This window comes from Streptomyces calvus (assembly GCF_006782915.1).
Classification (GTDB): domain Bacteria; phylum Actinomycetota; class Actinomycetes; order Streptomycetales; family Streptomycetaceae; genus Streptomyces; species Streptomyces calvus.
Window position 1 is genome coordinate 145,985 of sequence record NZ_VCNP01000032.1, and the last position, 15,498, is coordinate 161,482.

A 15,498-nucleotide genomic window follows, 5' to 3' on the forward strand; every position below is an offset into this window, starting at 1 on the left:
GGCGGCCGTGGGGGAGGTCACTGACACGATGATCGGGTTGCGCGGCGGGGGCCACGCGTCCTAGAAAAGCAGTCGGGTGGAGATATGCATCGCGGTGGCGGACTGGGCGAGGGGACTGACGACCTGGGTCCTCGACGTGCCCGGCGGGGAAGGCACCGGCGCGAAGCGGAGAACGCTAACGGCACGGACAGTACGGACGAGGCCCGCCAGGCACGCGGCGTCCCGCACGAGTCCGAGCGGATCGACCGGCGGATCGGCCCTCTGCGAGGGGCGGGGAGCAGGAATGGTGGTCGGGTGGGGGTGACGTACAAGTACTTCGGCGCGCCGGACGGCGCCACCGCGGCCCGCGTCCCGATCTCGATGCGCCCCGAGGAACTCGGCGGCGACGAGCTCGGCATGAACGGCATGTTCACCAAGATCAAGCCGGAAACGATGGCCGCGATGGTCCTCACGGGCATCGAGGGCGTCCCCCTGCACAAGGTCCCGCCGCTGGAACTGGTCGTCCTGCACCCGGACTACGCGGTCGTGAAGCTCCCCATGACCGTCGTCGACCCCCTGCGCGGCATAGGCGAGGAAGCGGTCGGCGCGGCGGCGTTCATCTGGTCCACGGTCCCGGACCGCGGCGGCCCGCGCGACGCGTTCAACGTCTACCAACTGCTCCACGAATGGCAGGACTTCAGCCACCGGCTGCACGAGGCGGGGCATCAGGCTTATTGCCTGGTCTGGCCCTGAGCTGGTCCGACCTGAGGGTTCGCGGGATTCGGGCGGGGTCTTCGGACCTCGCCCTTTTGCGTGTCGGCCAGGAGCCGTCGGGCGACCAGGGCACATTGACGGCACATGGGTTGTGCTGGGGTAGCACAGAGGCGTCCGCCCACCCGACCCCTACCGCCGCTGACGCCCGCGGTGGCGGGCGGTCGCCGTCGCCTGTCGCCTGCCACCGTGCCGTCCGGTCCGGCGAGGCGAAACGAGGACACGCTCGCCGACGAGCACGGCGTCTGCCCGCTCCGTTGACCCAGCAGGAGGGAACCGTGCCGCCTGAAGGGTGTGTGCGGTGGCTGGAAAGCGCCCGTCGTGAACAGACTGAGGACCGCGTCTGCGCTCGTCGCCCGAAACGGGGTACCCCAGCGGCGCACGAGTCCCCCTCGTCCTCAGGAGGCACCCTCCATGACGTTCAATCCCCTGGAGCAGCGGGGCATCCCGCTGGACCGTCAGCTCCGCAGTTGGCGTGAGCTGAACGTGGACCCGATCGACCCGGACCACTGCGACCCGTACACCCGGTGCCGGATCATCACGATGAACGGGATCGAGGTGGAGGCGATCCTGTTCAGCCACCAGCTCGCCCGCAACACGGTCGACCCCGAGGTCAAGCGGCAGCTGGCGCGGGTGCGGTACATCGAGGCGCAGCAGCAGAAGGTCGTGAACTGGCTGCTCCCGGGTGTCTCCTCGGTACTGGAGACGACGATCGCCTACGAGCAGGTGGCCGTGGACCTGACGGCGTGGGTGGCACGGATGGAGCCGGACCCGTACCTGAGGCAGGCGTACGAGTTCGGTGTGCTGGAGGACTTCGACCACCTGTACCGGTACGCGAACCTGTACGAGATGATCGAGCACCGCAAGGCGGAGGCGATCGTCGACGACCTGACCGAGGTGATGCCCGGCCGGCCCACCCGGTTCCACCACCGCGACCCGGTCGACAACGTCCGCGACCCGTACGCGAAGGACCGGACCGACCCGCTGTCCAAGCTGCACGCGCTGACGATCATGTCGGCGGAGCAGCAGACCATGAACTTCTACATGAACACCGGTCCGACCTACATGGAGCCGATCGCCCGTCAGCTCTACCAGGAGATCGGGCTGATCGAGGAGGAGCACGTCACGCACTACGAGTCCCTCGTGGACCCGGGCGAGACGTGGTGGGAGCAGCTGGTCAATCACGAGTACAACGAGTGCTACCTGTACTACTCCTTCATGGAGCAGGAGAGCGACCCCAAGGTCAAGGCGATCTGGGAGCTGCACCTGAACATGGAGCTGGAGCACCTGCACGCCGCCTGCGACCTGATGCGCCGGCACGACGGCCGCGATCCCGCCTCGGTGCTGGCCCCCGAGCTGCCCAACGTGCTCACCTTCGAGCCGAACAAGGGCTATCTGCGGGAACTGCTCGACACCCAGATGGACCTGACGACGCTGGGCGCCGGTTACGTGCGCGAGGCGCACGAGCGGTTCGAGAAGATGCAGGAGCAGATCCACGGCGGGGAGGCACCGCCGAGCGACCGGGTCATGGCCGAGCACGACGAGATGTTCGGTCGCGAGTACCGCGTGCAGACCGAGGGCGAGCACCCCGATCCCGCGCAGCGCGAGAAGTAGGAGGCCGGGATGTCCGAGCTGCACACGCCGCACGCCGGGGACGACCGGGCGAAGGACGACGACGTGGTGGCGCTGCTGATGCGCCAGCACGGCGACATCCGCAACCTCTTCGACGAGGTCGAGGCCACCAGCGGTGAGGAACGCCGGGACGCCTTCCGCCGCCTGGTGCGGTTGCTGGCCGTGCACGAGACCGCCGAGGAAGAGGTCGTCCACCCCTTCGCCCGGCAGGGCTTTTCCGGTGGCGAGCAGGTGGTGAAGGACCGTCTCGCGGAGGAGAAGGCGGCCAAGGAGACGCTGGCCGCCCTCGACGAGATGGACACCGACGACCCGCAGTTCATGCCTCAGCTGCTCAGGCTGCGTGCGGACGTCCAGGCCCACGCCCGGGCCGAGGAACGTTACGAGTTCACGCACATCCGCCGCAGCACCGACGTCACCGACCTGGCCGCGATGGCCAAGGCCATCAAGGCCGCCGAGGCCATGGCTCCCACCCGGCCCCACCCGGGCGTCGAGTCCGCGGCGAAGAACATGGCCCTGGGCCCCGTCGCCGCGCTCATGGACCGCACCAAGGACACCGTCCGCAAAGCCATGGGCAAAGGCTGATCCGACCGCGCCCGCACACGGTCGGGCGCAGGCCGGACGGCCGCGCGTTCCAGCGGGGCGGGTGGCATGCGGGAGGGTTCCGCGCACTCGCGCCCACGGTTTGCCCCGGTCGTCACCGTTTCATGCGGATGGCCACGGAAACCCGACGCCCGACGGTGGCCGCCGGGGCACCGGAGCGGAGGGCGTTCGATGAAGAAGCTGTGGTGGGCGGTTCCGGTCGTGGCCGCCGGGGCGGCGGCTGTGCGGCGGTCCCGGTCGGCGCACCGGAGCGACGAGCGGGCGGGCGACCGCTGGCTCACCGTGACCATCAACCGGCCGCCCACGGACGTGGGGTCGGAGGGGAAGCTGCCACCGCCCCTGGACGAGTTGGCGGAACGGATCGACGTGCGGATCCGGCCGGCGCCGGGCGACCGCGGCACGGAACTGGCCGCACGGTTCACCGAGCCCGTGCCTGCCGCGTCCACCTCGGTGCCCGCGCGCCTGGCCGGGCAGGACCCGCGTCAGGAGCTGCGGCGCGCGTTGCGTGACGCCAAGTCCCTGCTGGAGGCCGGTGAGGTGCTGCAGCCCGATGCCCCGCCCACGACCCGCCCCACAGCGGGCGGCCGGCTGGTCGAGGTGTTCACCCGTCGCTCCGGCGGGGAGGGAGTGCTGTGAAGGCGTTGTGCTGGGAAGGCGTGAACAAGCTGTCCGTCGAGCAGGTCCCCGATCCGGAGCTGCGCAACGACCAGGACGTCATCGTGCGGCTGATCGCGGGCACCACCTGCGGCTCCGACCTGCACCTCATCGGCGGCTACATCCCGGCGATGCGCGCCGGTGACGTGATCGGCCACGAGTTCGTCGGCGAGGTCGTGGAGACCGGGTCCGCGGTGCGCAGGCACGCGGTCGGCGACCGGGTCGTAGTCTGCTCCTTCGTCGGCTGCGGACGCTGCTGGTACTGCGCCAACGACCTGTGGTCCCTGTGCGACAACAGCAACACCAACCCCGGTATCGGCCAGGCCCTCTTCGGCTACGAGTCCGCCGGCATCTTCGGCTACTCGCACGCCATGGGCGGACTGCGCGGCAGCCACGCCGAGTACGTCCGCGTGCCCTTCGCCGACTACGGCGCCTTCAAGGTCCCCGAGGGCATCGACGACACCAGCGCCCTGTTCCTCTCCGACTCGGTGCCCACCGGCTGGATGGGCGCCGACCTGGGCGGGGTGAAGCCCGGTGACGTGGTCGCCGTCTGGGGTTGCGGCGCCGTGGGGCAGATGGCCGCCCGGGCGGCGGTCCTGAAGGGCGCCGAGCGGGTCATCTCCATCGACCGCATCCCCGAACGGCTGGCCATGACCGAGCGGTACGTGGGCGCGGAGACCATCGACTACACGACCACCGATGTCGCCGCGGAACTACGCGAACGCACCGGCGGACGCGGCCCCGACGTGTGCATCGAAGCCGTCGGCATGGAAGCCCACAGCGACGGACCGATGCACCTGTACGACCAGGCCAAGCAGCAGCTGCGCCTCCAGACCGACCGGCCCACCGCCGTACGCCAGGCCGTCCACGCCTGCCGCAAGGCCGGCACCGTCTTCGTTCTGGGCGTCTTCGCGGGTGCCGTCGACAAGTTCCCTCTCGGCGCGGTGATCAACAAGGGGCTCACCGTGCGCGGCGCGCAGATGCACGGGCAGCGGTACATCCCCATGCTCCTGGAACGGATGGCCGCCGGCGAGATCAGGACGTCCCACCTGGCGACCCACACCCTTCCGCTCGACCGGGCGCCGACGGCGTACGACATGTTCAAGGAGAAGACCGACGGCTGCGTCCGCGCTGTCATCCGCCCCCAGCCCTGAGGTTCGCATGATCATCAGCCGGGTCGCTCACGGAGTCGCCGAACGCCTGGCCCGGTGGCGGTCGGCACCGGCCCTGCACCCGCACGGGGTGCTGTGCACGGGGACGCTGACCGTTGCCGCCCGCTCGGGCACCGAGTGGGGTGTGCCGTGGCTGGACCGGCCCGGCTCCTACCGGGTGACGGTGCGCTGGTCGCGGGCCCTGGGTCTGCCCCGGGGGCTGCCGGACGGCCTGGGGCTGGCCGTCCGCGTCGAGGATCCCGACGGGCCGGGCAGCGCGCTCGACCTGCTGTTCACGTCCAGCCGTCCCGGCCGGTTCGCCCGCCATCTGCCTCTTCCGCGGCCCGACGCCCTGACGGGCCCGTACTCGACCCTGCTGTCGTACCGGGTGGGTGAACGCGAGCGCGTGCTGGCGGCCTTCCCGGTGCACGGCCTCGACGGGCGCCGGGGCGACGTGCGGCCGACCCTGTGGCAGGAGCTCGCCCGCCGGCCCGTCCGGTTCGAACTGCGGGCGGCCGCCCCGGACGAGCCCTGGCGCACCTTCGCCACCCTGAGCCTGGAGGCCGTGCGCACCGCTCCGGCCTCCCGCACCGTCCCCTTCGACCCGTACGCCCACAACCTGACCGGTCTGCACCCCACCGAGCGGCTGCGCCGCCTCCGCGACTCCGCGTACGCCGGTTCCCGCCACGGACGAACCGGCGACGATCGCACCGAGTGAGGTGAGTGCTCCGGCGGTGGGCTACCGGTGGGTGTCGTGGTGCTTCGACAGTTTCAGCATCAGCAAGGAGATGCCGACGAGCACCATCAGGACGGTCCCCACGGCCACGTCGATCACCTGTGTGCCGTCGAACACCGCTGTCTTCTGGAGACTGAGCGCCCACGGGGCGGCGACCATCCACGCCCCGGCCAGCAGCACGGCGAGATCGGGCCACTTCCCCGGGTACCAGATGAACCGGGCCATCGCGATCATCAGCACGATCACCCCGACGCCCAGCTCGTTCCGGTGGGCGTCCTTGGCAGTGTCGGGGTATCCCGCGATCCAGGGAGCGACGAACAGCACCAGTGCGCTGACGATCAGCAGCAACCCGATGATCTGTTGCCGTTGCGCCCTCATCAACGACCGCCGGGCGTTGAGGCGCCCGGCCCGGGCGGACTCTGACTTGTGCACGGTTGTCATGTCGGCGATTCCCAACTGGCGGAGACAACTGCGCGGCGGGTACCCCGCACCCGCACAGGCATCGCCCGGCACCTGGCGAAAAACGGTCGGTCGACGGCCACGGGTACGGCGCGTGTGAAGGCGGTCCGGGAGGTGCATCCGAGCCCGGGGTCCTGGCGCACCTGGCACTCGGGCCGGGTGTGCGAAAGCTGCTGTTTGCCCGCCGTCCCTGAGGGGACCCTGCGGCCATGAGCAAAAAGCCAGGTCGTCGCCGTGCAGGGCAGAACGTGATGCCGGGGCTGCCGGACGGTCTGGAGTGTGATCCCGGGGCCGATGCGGTGATCGACGCGATGACGAGGGTCGGAGAGGGCAGGGGTCATGGGCACAGCGACTGACGGCCGTTTCGCCGATCGCCTGCGGCGGCGGCTGCGACACACCGAACGCACCTACGCGGCGGGGGAAGAGCGCCCCTTGCGGGGCTATCTGACGGCCATGGCGGCTTTCGGCGTGTACACGGCTTCCTGGGCGACGGTGGTGAAGATGCGCGGGCGTCCGCTGCCGGACCGGCCCGTGCCCTGGGACGTGGCGCTGACCGCGGTGGCGACGTTCCGGCTGAGCCGGCTGGTGAGCAAGGCGTCGGTGACCAGCCCGCTGAGGGCTCCGTTCACCACGTTCCAGGGCCCGCAGGGGCCGGCCGAGCTGCACGAGGAAGCACGGTCCGGGGGTGGCAAGGACACGGTCGGCGAGCTGGTGACCTGCCCGTTCTGCATGAGCGTCTGGGTGGTCTCGACCCTCACCGCCGGGCAGCTGCTCTGGCCGCGCGCCACCCGCACCACCATGGGTGCGCTCACCGCGCTGGCCGGCGCGGACGCCTTGCAGCTGGCCTACGGCGCGCTGGTGGACAAGACGACCGGTGAGTGATCCCGGGCCACGCGCGCCGTGAGGGCGTACGGGACGCAAGGGGCCGTACGCCGGTGAGGTGCCGGCCGGCGGCGGTGGCGTGGCGTGGGTGGTCCGACGCCATCAGGCCTGTTCCCGGGGCAGGGGGCCCACGTCGGCGTGGCGGCCGGGCCGCTTCGCGGCGTGGCGCTGCCCGGGGCCGGGGCCCGAGCGGTCGGCCAGGGCGTCGGCCACGGCGCCGGTGGCGAAGGCGTACACCGTCTTGTGGAGCAGGTCGACGACGAGTTCGCGGCGCGGCCAGGTGGAGGGCGGGGCGCCGACGCCGGTGGCGTTCTCCAGGATCTGGTCGTTGGTGAGCCGGACGACGGCGAACTTCGCCGACGCCCAGGGCCCACGGAGTCCGGCCTGCGACATCACCGACCGGAGCACGCCGAGGAGCGCGCCCTGCCCCACGTGCATGGCCAGGTTCACCGGCACGGACCGGCGGCCGGGATGCTCCGGCAGGCCGGTGAGGCGTTCCAGGGTGCGGGCGGGCACGTGCGAGTCGGGGCGGCCGGTCAGCCGCTGCTCCACCTTCTCGCCCAACGTCATCACCAGCACTCCGGCCGTGCCGGCCACCAGTCCCTGCCACAGCGCGCGCGTCATCATGCCGCGCGAGTACCCGTGCCGCCACGGCTCACCGCCCCGGCTCCTGCCTCCGAGAAGGAGCCGGGGCGGACGGTCACGGAGGGCCGCCGAGGTCAGGTGCGCGCCGGGCGGCGGGCGGTACGGACCGCCAGGACGACCGCGACCGCGGCCGCTGCGGCGCCGCAGGCCAGCAGGGAGGCGCGGCGGGCGGCGGGGCCGCCGCCGGGCACCCGGTCGCGCAGGCGGTCGAAGACGCTGAGGGGGACGCCGCGCAGGGCGTTGCCCGGCGGGCGCCGGGGAACGCCGGGATGGGGACGGGTCGGGGCGGTTGCCCGTACCGCTTCCCAGGCCGCGCCGATGCTCCGCAGCCGGCGGTCGCCGAACGCGGCCCGCAGCCGGGGCAGCAGTTCGTCCTCCTCGTCGCGGATGTCCTGGCGGATGAGCGCGAACGCCTCCTGGATCCACTCGGCGCGGCGGGGGTCGTCGGGCGACTTCTCGACCCGCGCGATCAGGTCGTTGATCGCCTGGTGCTCCGCTTCGACCCGGCCGGTGAGTTCCTCGCCGTGGGGAGCCACACGGCGCAGCACCGGCCACAGGACGGTCTCCTCCGCGAAGGCGTGGCTGAACACCAACTGGACGATGTCCCGCCACAGGGCGTCCCGTTCGTCGTCCGTGGCGCCGCCGTCCGACCAGCGGTTCATCATCGCGTCGAGCCGCGCGTGGTCCCGGCGCTGACGCATGAGGATGCTGCCGCCGCCTCCCAGCGCGGCGGCTCCTCGACGGGAGATCGAGACGGTCACGGTCGCTCCTGCCCTGCGGTGGTGTCCTCGGTGCCCGGACGGTGACTGTTCATGTCGGTTCCTCCTCGGCTCTGTGCCGTCCGAGTCCCCACGAAGCGCGGCGCCCATCACCAACACGCCGCACTCGCACCGCGCTGCTCAGGCAGTGGCGTGGCGGCCACCGGCCGGGAGGCCGGGGACGCGGAGAGCCGGCTGCCCGCGGGACATGACGTACCTCCTGGGGGCGGGGGAAGGGCTGGGGGTGCTGGGGGTCAGCCGCAGCAGCCGCCTGCCGGGGCCTCCTCGGTGGAGCCGCCCGCTGCCGCGGTTGTGCCGAGCGGGACGAGTTGCGGCGCGGGAGTGCAGCAACCGCCGCCGGCCTGCTGGGGGTCGGGTGTGTCGAACAGGCCCGAGCCGCCGCAGACTCCGGTCTCGGGGAGGGTGAGTTCGACGCGGTCGGCCGCCTCGGTGTCGCCGGCGATCGCGGCGACGACGGAGCGGACCTGCTCGTAGCCGGTCATGGCCAGGAACGTCGGGGCGCGGCCGTAGGACTTCATGCCGACCAGGTAGATGCCCTGTTCGGGGTGGGACAGTTCGCGGTGGCCGTGCGGGTAGACGGTGCCGCAGGAGTGCTGGTTGGGGTCGATGAGCGGGGCGAGTTCCACCGGGGCCTGGAGGCGCTCGTCGAGGCGGAGGCGGACCTCGGAGAGGAAGGACAGGTCGGGTCGGAAGCCGGTCAGCACGATCACCTCGTCGACGGCGTCGAGGCGTCGCCCGTCCTCGGCGACCAGCACGAGGCGTCCGTCTCCGTCCCGTTCGATCGCCTCGGTGCGGAATCCCGTGACGGCGTCGGCGTGGCCGTCGTCGACGGCTGCCTTGGCCGCGAGGCCCAGGGCGCCGCGGGCGGGCAGCTGGTCGGCCTCGCCGCCGCCGAAGGTGGAGCCGGAGATGCCGCGGCGCAGCACCCACAGCGCCTGCGTCCCGGCGCCGTCGCCGGCCACGGCGAGTTCGGCGAGCTGGGCGAGCGCGGTGAACGCGGAGGCGCCGGAGCCGATGACGGCGGTGCGCCTGCCCGCGTAACGGGCGCGGACGGCGGGCCGGTCGAGGTCGGGGACGCGGTAGGTGATGCGGTCGGCCGCCGCCTTCTCGCCGAGGGCGGGCAGGCCGCTGCCGCCGGCCGGGGACGGGGTGGTCCAGGTGCCGGAGGCGTCGATCACGGCACGGGCGCGGATGCGGTCCTCGCGGCCGTCGGCGTGCGTGACGTGGACGACGAAGGGCTGGGACTCGCGGTCGGCGTCCACGATCCGGTCGCGGCCGGCCCGGGAGACACCGGTGACCGTGACCCCGGTACGGACCGTGTCGCCGAGGACGTCGGCGAGCGGCTGGAGGTAGTGCTCGGCCCAGTCGCCGCCGGACGGATACGTCGCCGGGTCGGGCCGGGTCCAGCCGGTCGGGGCGAGGAGCTTTTCGGCGGCCGGGTCGACGACCTCGCCCCAGGTGGAGAACAGGCGTACGTGGCTCCACTCGCGGACGGCCGCGCCGGCGGTGTCGCCCGCCTCCAGCACCAGGTGCTCGATGCCGCGTCCGGTCAGGTGGGCGGCGGCGGCGAGTCCGGCGGGGCCGGCTCCGATGACGACGACGGGGAGCTGCTCGGTGCTCATGATGCTCGGTCTCCTCGCATGAGGTTCGGTCTGTTGGGAGGCGAAGGGGTCAGCGCGCGTGGGTGAGGACGGTCGGACGGGTGTGCCGGCGGTGTGCGGCGGCGCGGGTGGCGCTGTCGCTCACCCGGGCGCGGCGGGCGCGGAAGCGGACGCCGGCGCGGTGGCGGGCGGTGCGGCGGGCGCGGGTGGCGGTGAGTGCGGCGCGGAGGGTGGTCGGCACGACGACTCCTTGCTTCGACGTCTGTCGATACAACGGAGCTTGCCACTCGTATAGACGGGTGTCAACATAGACGCATGTCGAAGTCAGAGGTTGTGGAGCTGCGCGTCCTGGAGGAGGGCGGCGTGGTGCCGTGCTGCCCGCCGATCACGGCCGGGGAGCTGTCGCAGGCGGACGCGGAGAAGATGGCCGCGATGTTCAAGGCGCTGTCGGACCCGGTGCGCCTGCGGCTGTTCTCCAAGGTGGCCTCCCATCCGGGCGGGGAGGCCTGCGTGTGCGACATCGCCGATGTCGGCGTCTCCCAGCCGACCGTCTCCCACCATCTGAAGAAGCTGCGCGAGGCCGGCCTGCTGACGTCCGAGCGGCGCGGCACCTGGGTGTACTACCAGGTGGCGCCGTCCGTGGTGGCGGCCATGGCCGCCATGCTCGACCTGCGCGGCTGACCGCCGCCGAGCCGGCCCGTCACCGGGGAGCGGGCCGGAAGCCGGTGCACCAGACCATCGCGTCCGCGTCCGACCGGCCGCCGTCGGACCACTGGACGCCGGTGACGGTGAGCCGACGGAACCTCGGACGAGCCCGCAGGAGTCGGGCAGCGCGGGCGCCGCGGAACCTCGGACGGAGTCGCAGGAATCCGGCTCGGACGGCGCGGAACCTCGGACGGAGTCGCAGGATCCGGCGGCTCGGACGGCGCGAGACCTCGGACGGGCTCGCAGCAGTCCGGCGGCGCAGGCGGTGCGGAACATCGGACGGGCTCGCAGCAGTCCGGCGGCGCGGACCGGCGGGACGGCGGTGACGTCTCCGAGTGGGGCGTCACCGCCGGTGTCGCCGCGGCCTTCGTCGAGGGCGCTACGGGGTCATGACCCGCCCGGCACCGGTTCGGCGTCGAGAACGGTGAAGTCGAGGCCCTTGCGGCGCAGGTGGTGGCCGGCGGCGAGCCCTGCCCGGACGCCGCACGGCCACCATCGCGTCCACGTGCCGGGTCACGGAGTCGTCGGCACCGTGTCGGTGGTGAACTTCTTGCGCCAGGCGAGCGCGACGTAGACCAGGCCGATCAGGACAGGGACTTCGATGAGCGGTCCGACGACGCCGGACAGGGCCTGCCCGGAGGTGACGCCGAAGGTGGCGATGGCGACCGCGATGGCCAGCTCGAAGTTGTTGCCCGCCGCGGTGAACGCCAGCGTCGTGGTCCGGTCGTAGGCGAGCCCGAGGCCCTTGCCGAGGAGGAAGGTGCCGAAGAACATGACCGCGAAGTAGACCAGCAGCGGCAGCGCGATCCGGGCGACGTCCAGCGGCTGCGAGGTGATCGTCCGGCCCTGGAGGGCGAAGAGGATGACGATCGTGAACAGCAGCCCGTACAGCGCCCACGGTCCGATCTTCGGCAGGAAGCGCTGCTCGTAGCCGTCTCGGCCCATCCTCTTCTCGCCGATCCGGCGAGTCAGGAAGCCGGCCAGCAGCGGGACGCCCAGGAAGACGGCCACGTTCAGGGCGATCTCCGCCGTCGAGATGTCCAGGCGCTCCCCGTCGCCCAGGCCCAGCCAGCCGGGCAGCAGGTCGAGGTAGAACCAGCCCAGCAGGCCGAACGCCAGGACCTGGAACACCGAGTTCAGCGCGACGAGCACGGCCGCGGCCTCGCGGTCGCCGCACGCGAGGTCGTTCCAGATGATCACCATGGCGATGCAGCGGGCCAGGCCCACGATGATCAGTCCGGTGCGGTACTCGGGCAGGTCCGGCAGGAAGATCCACGCCAGCGCGAACATGACCGCGGGACCGAGGATCCAGTTGATGACCAGCGAGGAGATCATCAGCTTGCGGTCACCGGTGACGGCGTCCAGCCGGTCGTAGCGGACCTTGGCGAGGACCGGATACATCATGACCAGCAGGCCGAGGGCGATCGGCAGGGAGATCCCGCCGACCTCCACCTTCGCCAGCGCGTCGTTCAGTCCGGGAACCACCCGTCCGAGCCCGAGGCCGACGGCCATGGCGATGAGGATCCACACCGCGAGGTAGCGGTCGAGCGTGGACAGCTTGGCGACGACGGACGCTTCCCGGGCCGTCGCGGGCGCTTCGGTGCGGGTCACGGGCAGGCCCTCTTGTTGTCGGCGGCGGTACGGGCCTGTTCGGCCAGGTCGGCGAACTGCCCGGCGAGCTGGGCGATGACGTCCGCGCGGAGCTTGTAGTAGGTGAAGCGCCCGCACGGCTCGGTCTCCACGACCCCGGCCTCGCGCAGCACCCTCAGGTGGTTGGAGAGGTTGGTCTGCCGGGCACCGGTCTCCTCGACGAGGTGGGTGGTGCACAGGGTCTCGCGGGCGAGCAGGGTCACGATCCGCAGCCTGAGCGGGTCGGCCAGCACCCGGATCAGGTCAGTGTCGACTGACGTCATCATGGGCTGATACTGTCACATCATCCGGCGCTGATACCAGCCGGGGCTGACCCGTGGGCCCGTCGACCTGCTCGCCGGCCGTTCGCCGACCCGTTCGCCGGCTTGCCGAGCACCTGAACACTTGAACCCCGCCGCACCGTCTGCCACCGCTTTCGTGAAGGAAGAACGCATGTCCTCCGCTCCGCTCGCCTCCGTGCTGTTCGTCTGCGTCCACAACGCCGGACGCTCCCAGATGGCCGCCGGATTCCTGCACCACCTCGCGGGCGACCGCATCGAGGTCCGCTCCGCGGGTTCCGTCCCCGGCGACCGGGTCAACCCGGCCGCCGTCGAGGCCATGCAGGAAGTCGGCATCGACATCGCCGACGCCCGGCCGAAGGTCCTCACCACGGAGGCCGTCCAGGCGTCCGATTACGTCATCACCATGGGCTGCGGCGACGCCTGCCCGGTCTTCCCCGGCAAGAAGTACCTGGACTGGGCCCTGGAGGACCCGGCCGGCAAGGGCGTCGAGGCCGTCCGCCCCATCCGCGACGAGATCAGGACCCGCATCGAGGCCCTCGTCGCCGAGATCGACGCACAGCGGCAGGCCTGACCGAACGGCGCCACGCGGCCCGGCGACGGGCTCGCCGGCGGCGCGGCCCGGTCGGCGGCGGCACCCCGCCCGGCGCCCGGCTCGCTCCGTGTCAGGACGGGGCGAGGACGCAGAACTCGTGGCCCTCCGGGTCGGCCAGGCACGTCCACGGCACGTCGCCCTGGCCCAGGTCGATGTCGGTGGCGCCGAGCGCCCGCAGCCGGGCCACCTCCGCCTCCTTGTCGTCACCGGGACACGGCAGCAGGTCGAGGTGGACGCGGTCCGGGACGGTCTTCACGTCGGGCGTACGGAGGAACTCCAGATACGGGCCGGTGCCTTCGGCGGAGCGGAACACCGCACGGTCGTCGGTCACTTCGTGCAGCGTCCAGTCCATCGCCTCGCCCCAGAACCCGGCCATGGCCCGCGGATCCGCGCAGTCGACCACCACCGCGGCGATCGGCCCGGTGTCCCGGTAGGTCTCCCGGGGCTCCAGCACGCAGAACTCGTTGCCCTCGGGATCGGCGAGGACCGTCCACGGCACGTCGCCCTGGCCGACGTCGACGGGCGTCGCGCCGAGCGCGCGCAGCCGCGCGACCAACTCCGCCTGCTGAGCGGCGGACGTGGTGGCGAGGTCGAGGTGCACACGGTTCTTCGTCGCCGTCTTGGGTTCCGGGACGGGAACGACGTCGACGCAGACGAAGACCGGGTCGGGCCAGACGACGTCGTCGCCGGGTCCGACGTAGGTGGTGACACCGGGCCGGAAAACGCTCCAGCCGAGCGCCGCGCCCCAGAAGCGGCCGACCGCCAGGCCGTCGAGGGCCTTGATGTTCACCTGCACGGGTCTCACAGCCATGCCGGGGATCCTATGCACCGTCCACACGACGGCACCCGGTCGCACCACGGCAACCGGTCGCACCACGGCAACCGGTCGCACCACGGCAACCGGTCGCGTCACGGCATCCGGCTCCGCGACGGCATCCGGTCGCGCCGGCGGCATCCGGTCCGCTCAGGGCATCCGGTCGCGTCGGCGGCATCCGGCCCCGCGACGGGCATCCGGCCCCGCGACGGGCATCCCGTCGCGCCGCGGCAACCGGTCGCGCCCGGGTAACCGGTCTCGTCCCGGCATCCGGTCCGCTCACGGCCGTACGGCACTGCCCGGCGCACGGGTCACGCCGTGGAGCCGCCGGCGCCCCGCGGGGAGCGGGCGGCTGTTCTGCCGAAGGCGCGCATGGCCAGGGCGCCGGCGAGAGGGCCGGGCGCGAGCAGGAGGAAGGCGAGGTTCCAGCCGATGGCGTCGGCCAGGAGCGGAATGAGCTGGATGGTGACGACGGTGAGGGCGAACCCGATCGCGGTCTGCCCGGTGAGGGCCGTCCCGATGTAGCGGTGGTCGGCGACCTCGCTCAACGCCGTCGAGAACACCCCCGAGTCCGCGATGACCGCGGCGCCCCACAGCGCGCAGAAGGCGAACAGGAGCGGCGGCGGCGCCTGGAAGAGGAACGGTGAGAGCAGGCAGCACAGGCCGCTGGTGAGGAGCGCCGCCATGGCGGCGGGCGGGCGGCCGAAACGGTCCGCGCCCCAGCCGCCGAGCAGGCAGCCGGCCGCGCCGCCGATCCCCATGGTGAGGAACACCGTGACGGCGACCGAGCCCGGGAGTTCGTCCGCGGCCGGGGCCGCCAGCAGGAAGGCCGGGATCCACGTCCACAGGGCGTAGAGCTCCCACATGTGGCCGAAATAGCCGAGGTTGGCGAGCCGCGGGCCGCGTTCGGTGAACATGGTCAGCGCGTAGCGGGGATTGCGGGCGGGTGCGGTCGGCGCCGCGTGGGGGCCGAGCCTGACCAGCAGCAGCGCGATGACGGCGCCCGCGAGACCGGCCGCCGCCGCGGTGAGCAGCACCCCGCGCCAGGGCAGTGAGCCCAGCCCGGCGATGAGGTGCGGAAGCGTGGAGCCGAGGGTGAGGGCGCCGATGAGGACGCCCATGGTCCGGCCCCGTCCGGCGCTGCCCGCCCAGGAGGCCATGAGCTTCATGCCGGTGGGGTAGACACCGGCGAGGAACACGCCGGTCAGGAAGCGCAGCGGGACGGCGACGGCCGGCCCGTCGGCGCACAGGGCCAGCACCGCGGTGCAGACGGCGGCCGCCGCGGCACTGGCGGCGAGCAGGCGGTGGGCCGGGACGCGGTCCGCCAGGTTCAGGGCCGTCGATGCCACCGCCCCGGCGACGAAGCCGAACTGCACGGAGGCCGTCAGCCACACCGCGCCGCCGGCGGTGAGCCCCCAGTCGGCCCGCAGGCTGGGCACCACCGCCGACATGGAGAACCACACCGCGAGGCCGAACACCTGCACGGCGGCGATCGCACCGCGTTGCGTCCCGACGTTCACCGTTGCGCCCCCTCGGACCGAGTCGTGGCCTGCCCCTACGGCCGTCA

The 15,498-nt window shown here is 72.3% G+C and carries 18 protein-coding genes and 1 pseudogene; 9 read left to right on the forward strand and 10 right to left on the reverse strand.

Annotated elements, in window-relative coordinates; all coding sequences use genetic code 11:
• Window positions 1-84 precede the first annotated feature (84 nt).
• The 6 genes from FGW31_RS14580 to FGW31_RS14605 all read left to right on the forward strand — a co-directional run bounded on the left by FGW31_RS14580 (window position 85) and on the right by FGW31_RS14605 (window position 5,505).
• Window positions 85-732: a hypothetical protein gene (locus FGW31_RS14580; protein WP_142193835.1), complete on the forward strand. Its 648-nt coding sequence runs from the start codon at window positions 85-87 to the stop codon at window positions 730-732.
• A 432-nt stretch (window positions 733-1,164) separates the two neighbouring features.
• Window positions 1,165-2,364, forward strand: a complete 1,200-nt coding sequence (locus FGW31_RS14585; RefSeq protein ID WP_142193836.1) for a hypothetical protein — start codon at window positions 1,165-1,167, stop codon at window positions 2,362-2,364.
• A gap of 9 nt (window positions 2,365-2,373) precedes the next feature.
• On the forward strand, window positions 2,374-2,964 hold the full coding sequence (locus tag FGW31_RS14590; RefSeq protein WP_142193837.1) for a hemerythrin domain-containing protein: 591 nt from the start codon (window positions 2,374-2,376) through the stop codon (window positions 2,962-2,964).
• 189 nt (window positions 2,965-3,153) lie between these two features.
• Window positions 3,154-3,618, forward strand: coding sequence for a hypothetical protein (locus FGW31_RS14595; protein ID WP_142193838.1), 465 nt, complete (start codon window positions 3,154-3,156; stop codon window positions 3,616-3,618).
• Entirely contained in the window at window positions 3,615-4,790 is a 1,176-nt protein-coding gene (locus tag FGW31_RS14600) for a zinc-dependent alcohol dehydrogenase (RefSeq protein WP_142193839.1), read from the forward strand. The genes FGW31_RS14595 and FGW31_RS14600 overlap by 4 nt, the downstream gene beginning before the upstream one ends.
• A gap of 7 nt (window positions 4,791-4,797) precedes the next feature.
• Window positions 4,798-5,505 carry a phosphodiesterase gene (locus tag FGW31_RS14605; RefSeq protein ID WP_142193840.1) on the forward strand — a complete coding sequence of 236 codons (708 nt, stop codon included), beginning with the start codon at window positions 4,798-4,800 and terminating at the stop codon, window positions 5,503-5,505.
• Between the two features lie 21 nt (window positions 5,506-5,526).
• Here the strand turns inward: FGW31_RS14605 and FGW31_RS14610 are convergent, their stop codons facing one another.
• Window positions 5,527-5,964 (reverse strand): SPW repeat domain-containing protein, encoded by a 438-nt coding sequence (locus FGW31_RS14610; protein WP_142193841.1) that lies wholly within the window; start codon window positions 5,962-5,964, stop codon window positions 5,527-5,529.
• 357 nt (window positions 5,965-6,321) lie between these two features.
• On the opposite strand from FGW31_RS14610, the gene FGW31_RS14615 reads away from it, so the two are divergent.
• Window positions 6,322-6,864, forward strand: a complete 543-nt coding sequence (locus tag FGW31_RS14615; protein WP_142193842.1) for a DUF1360 domain-containing protein — start codon at window positions 6,322-6,324, stop codon at window positions 6,862-6,864.
• Between the two features lie 102 nt (window positions 6,865-6,966).
• Here the strand turns inward: FGW31_RS14615 and FGW31_RS14620 are convergent, their stop codons facing one another.
• The 4 genes from FGW31_RS14620 to FGW31_RS35010 form a co-directional block, all read right to left on the reverse strand.
• On the reverse strand, window positions 6,967-7,491 hold the full coding sequence (locus FGW31_RS14620) for a hypothetical protein (RefSeq protein WP_142193843.1): 525 nt from the start codon (window positions 7,489-7,491) through the stop codon (window positions 6,967-6,969).
• Between the two features lie 92 nt (window positions 7,492-7,583).
• On the reverse strand, window positions 7,584-8,270 hold the full coding sequence (locus tag FGW31_RS14625) for a hemerythrin domain-containing protein (protein WP_308432321.1): 687 nt from the start codon (window positions 8,268-8,270) through the stop codon (window positions 7,584-7,586).
• 251 nt (window positions 8,271-8,521) lie between these two features.
• Entirely contained in the window at window positions 8,522-9,910 is a 1,389-nt protein-coding gene (locus FGW31_RS14630) for an NAD(P)-binding domain-containing protein (protein ID WP_142193844.1), read from the reverse strand.
• Between the two features lie 49 nt (window positions 9,911-9,959).
• On the reverse strand, window positions 9,960-10,130 hold the full coding sequence (locus FGW31_RS35010; protein ID WP_167530066.1) for a hypothetical protein: 171 nt from the start codon (window positions 10,128-10,130) through the stop codon (window positions 9,960-9,962).
• A 74-nt stretch (window positions 10,131-10,204) separates the two neighbouring features.
• Between FGW31_RS35010 and FGW31_RS14640 the strand changes: the two genes are divergently transcribed.
• Complete coding sequence (locus tag FGW31_RS14640; protein WP_142193845.1) at window positions 10,205-10,570, forward strand: ArsR/SmtB family transcription factor; 366 nt, start codon at window positions 10,205-10,207, stop codon at window positions 10,568-10,570.
• Between the two features lie 411 nt (window positions 10,571-10,981).
• Here FGW31_RS14640 and FGW31_RS36220 read toward each other — a convergent pair.
• The 3 genes and pseudogenes from FGW31_RS36220 to FGW31_RS14665 form a co-directional block, all read right to left on the reverse strand.
• Window positions 10,982-11,056 (reverse strand): annotated as a pseudogene (locus FGW31_RS36220) (hypothetical protein); the annotation flags it as partial.
• Between the two features lie 51 nt (window positions 11,057-11,107).
• Entirely contained in the window at window positions 11,108-12,205 is a 1,098-nt protein-coding gene (arsB, locus tag FGW31_RS14660) for an ACR3 family arsenite efflux transporter (protein ID WP_142193846.1), read from the reverse strand.
• A complete protein-coding gene (locus tag FGW31_RS14665) occupies window positions 12,202-12,510 on the reverse strand; it encodes an ArsR/SmtB family transcription factor (RefSeq protein WP_142193847.1) in 309 nt (102 codons plus the stop codon). Before FGW31_RS14665 ends, arsB begins: the two co-directional genes overlap by 4 nt.
• Before the next feature lie 166 nt (window positions 12,511-12,676).
• Between FGW31_RS14665 and FGW31_RS14670 the strand changes: the two genes are divergently transcribed.
• Window positions 12,677-13,096 (forward strand): arsenate reductase ArsC, encoded by a 420-nt coding sequence (locus FGW31_RS14670; protein WP_142193848.1) that lies wholly within the window; start codon window positions 12,677-12,679, stop codon window positions 13,094-13,096.
• 91 nt (window positions 13,097-13,187) lie between these two features.
• Here the strand turns inward: FGW31_RS14670 and FGW31_RS14675 are convergent, their stop codons facing one another.
• Complete coding sequence (locus FGW31_RS14675; RefSeq protein WP_142193849.1) at window positions 13,188-13,928, reverse strand: VOC family protein; 741 nt, start codon at window positions 13,926-13,928, stop codon at window positions 13,188-13,190.
• A gap of 314 nt (window positions 13,929-14,242) precedes the next feature.
• Entirely contained in the window at window positions 14,243-15,451 is a 1,209-nt protein-coding gene (locus FGW31_RS14680) for an MFS transporter (protein ID WP_142193850.1), read from the reverse strand.
• Between the last annotated feature and the right edge of the window lie 47 nt (window positions 15,452-15,498).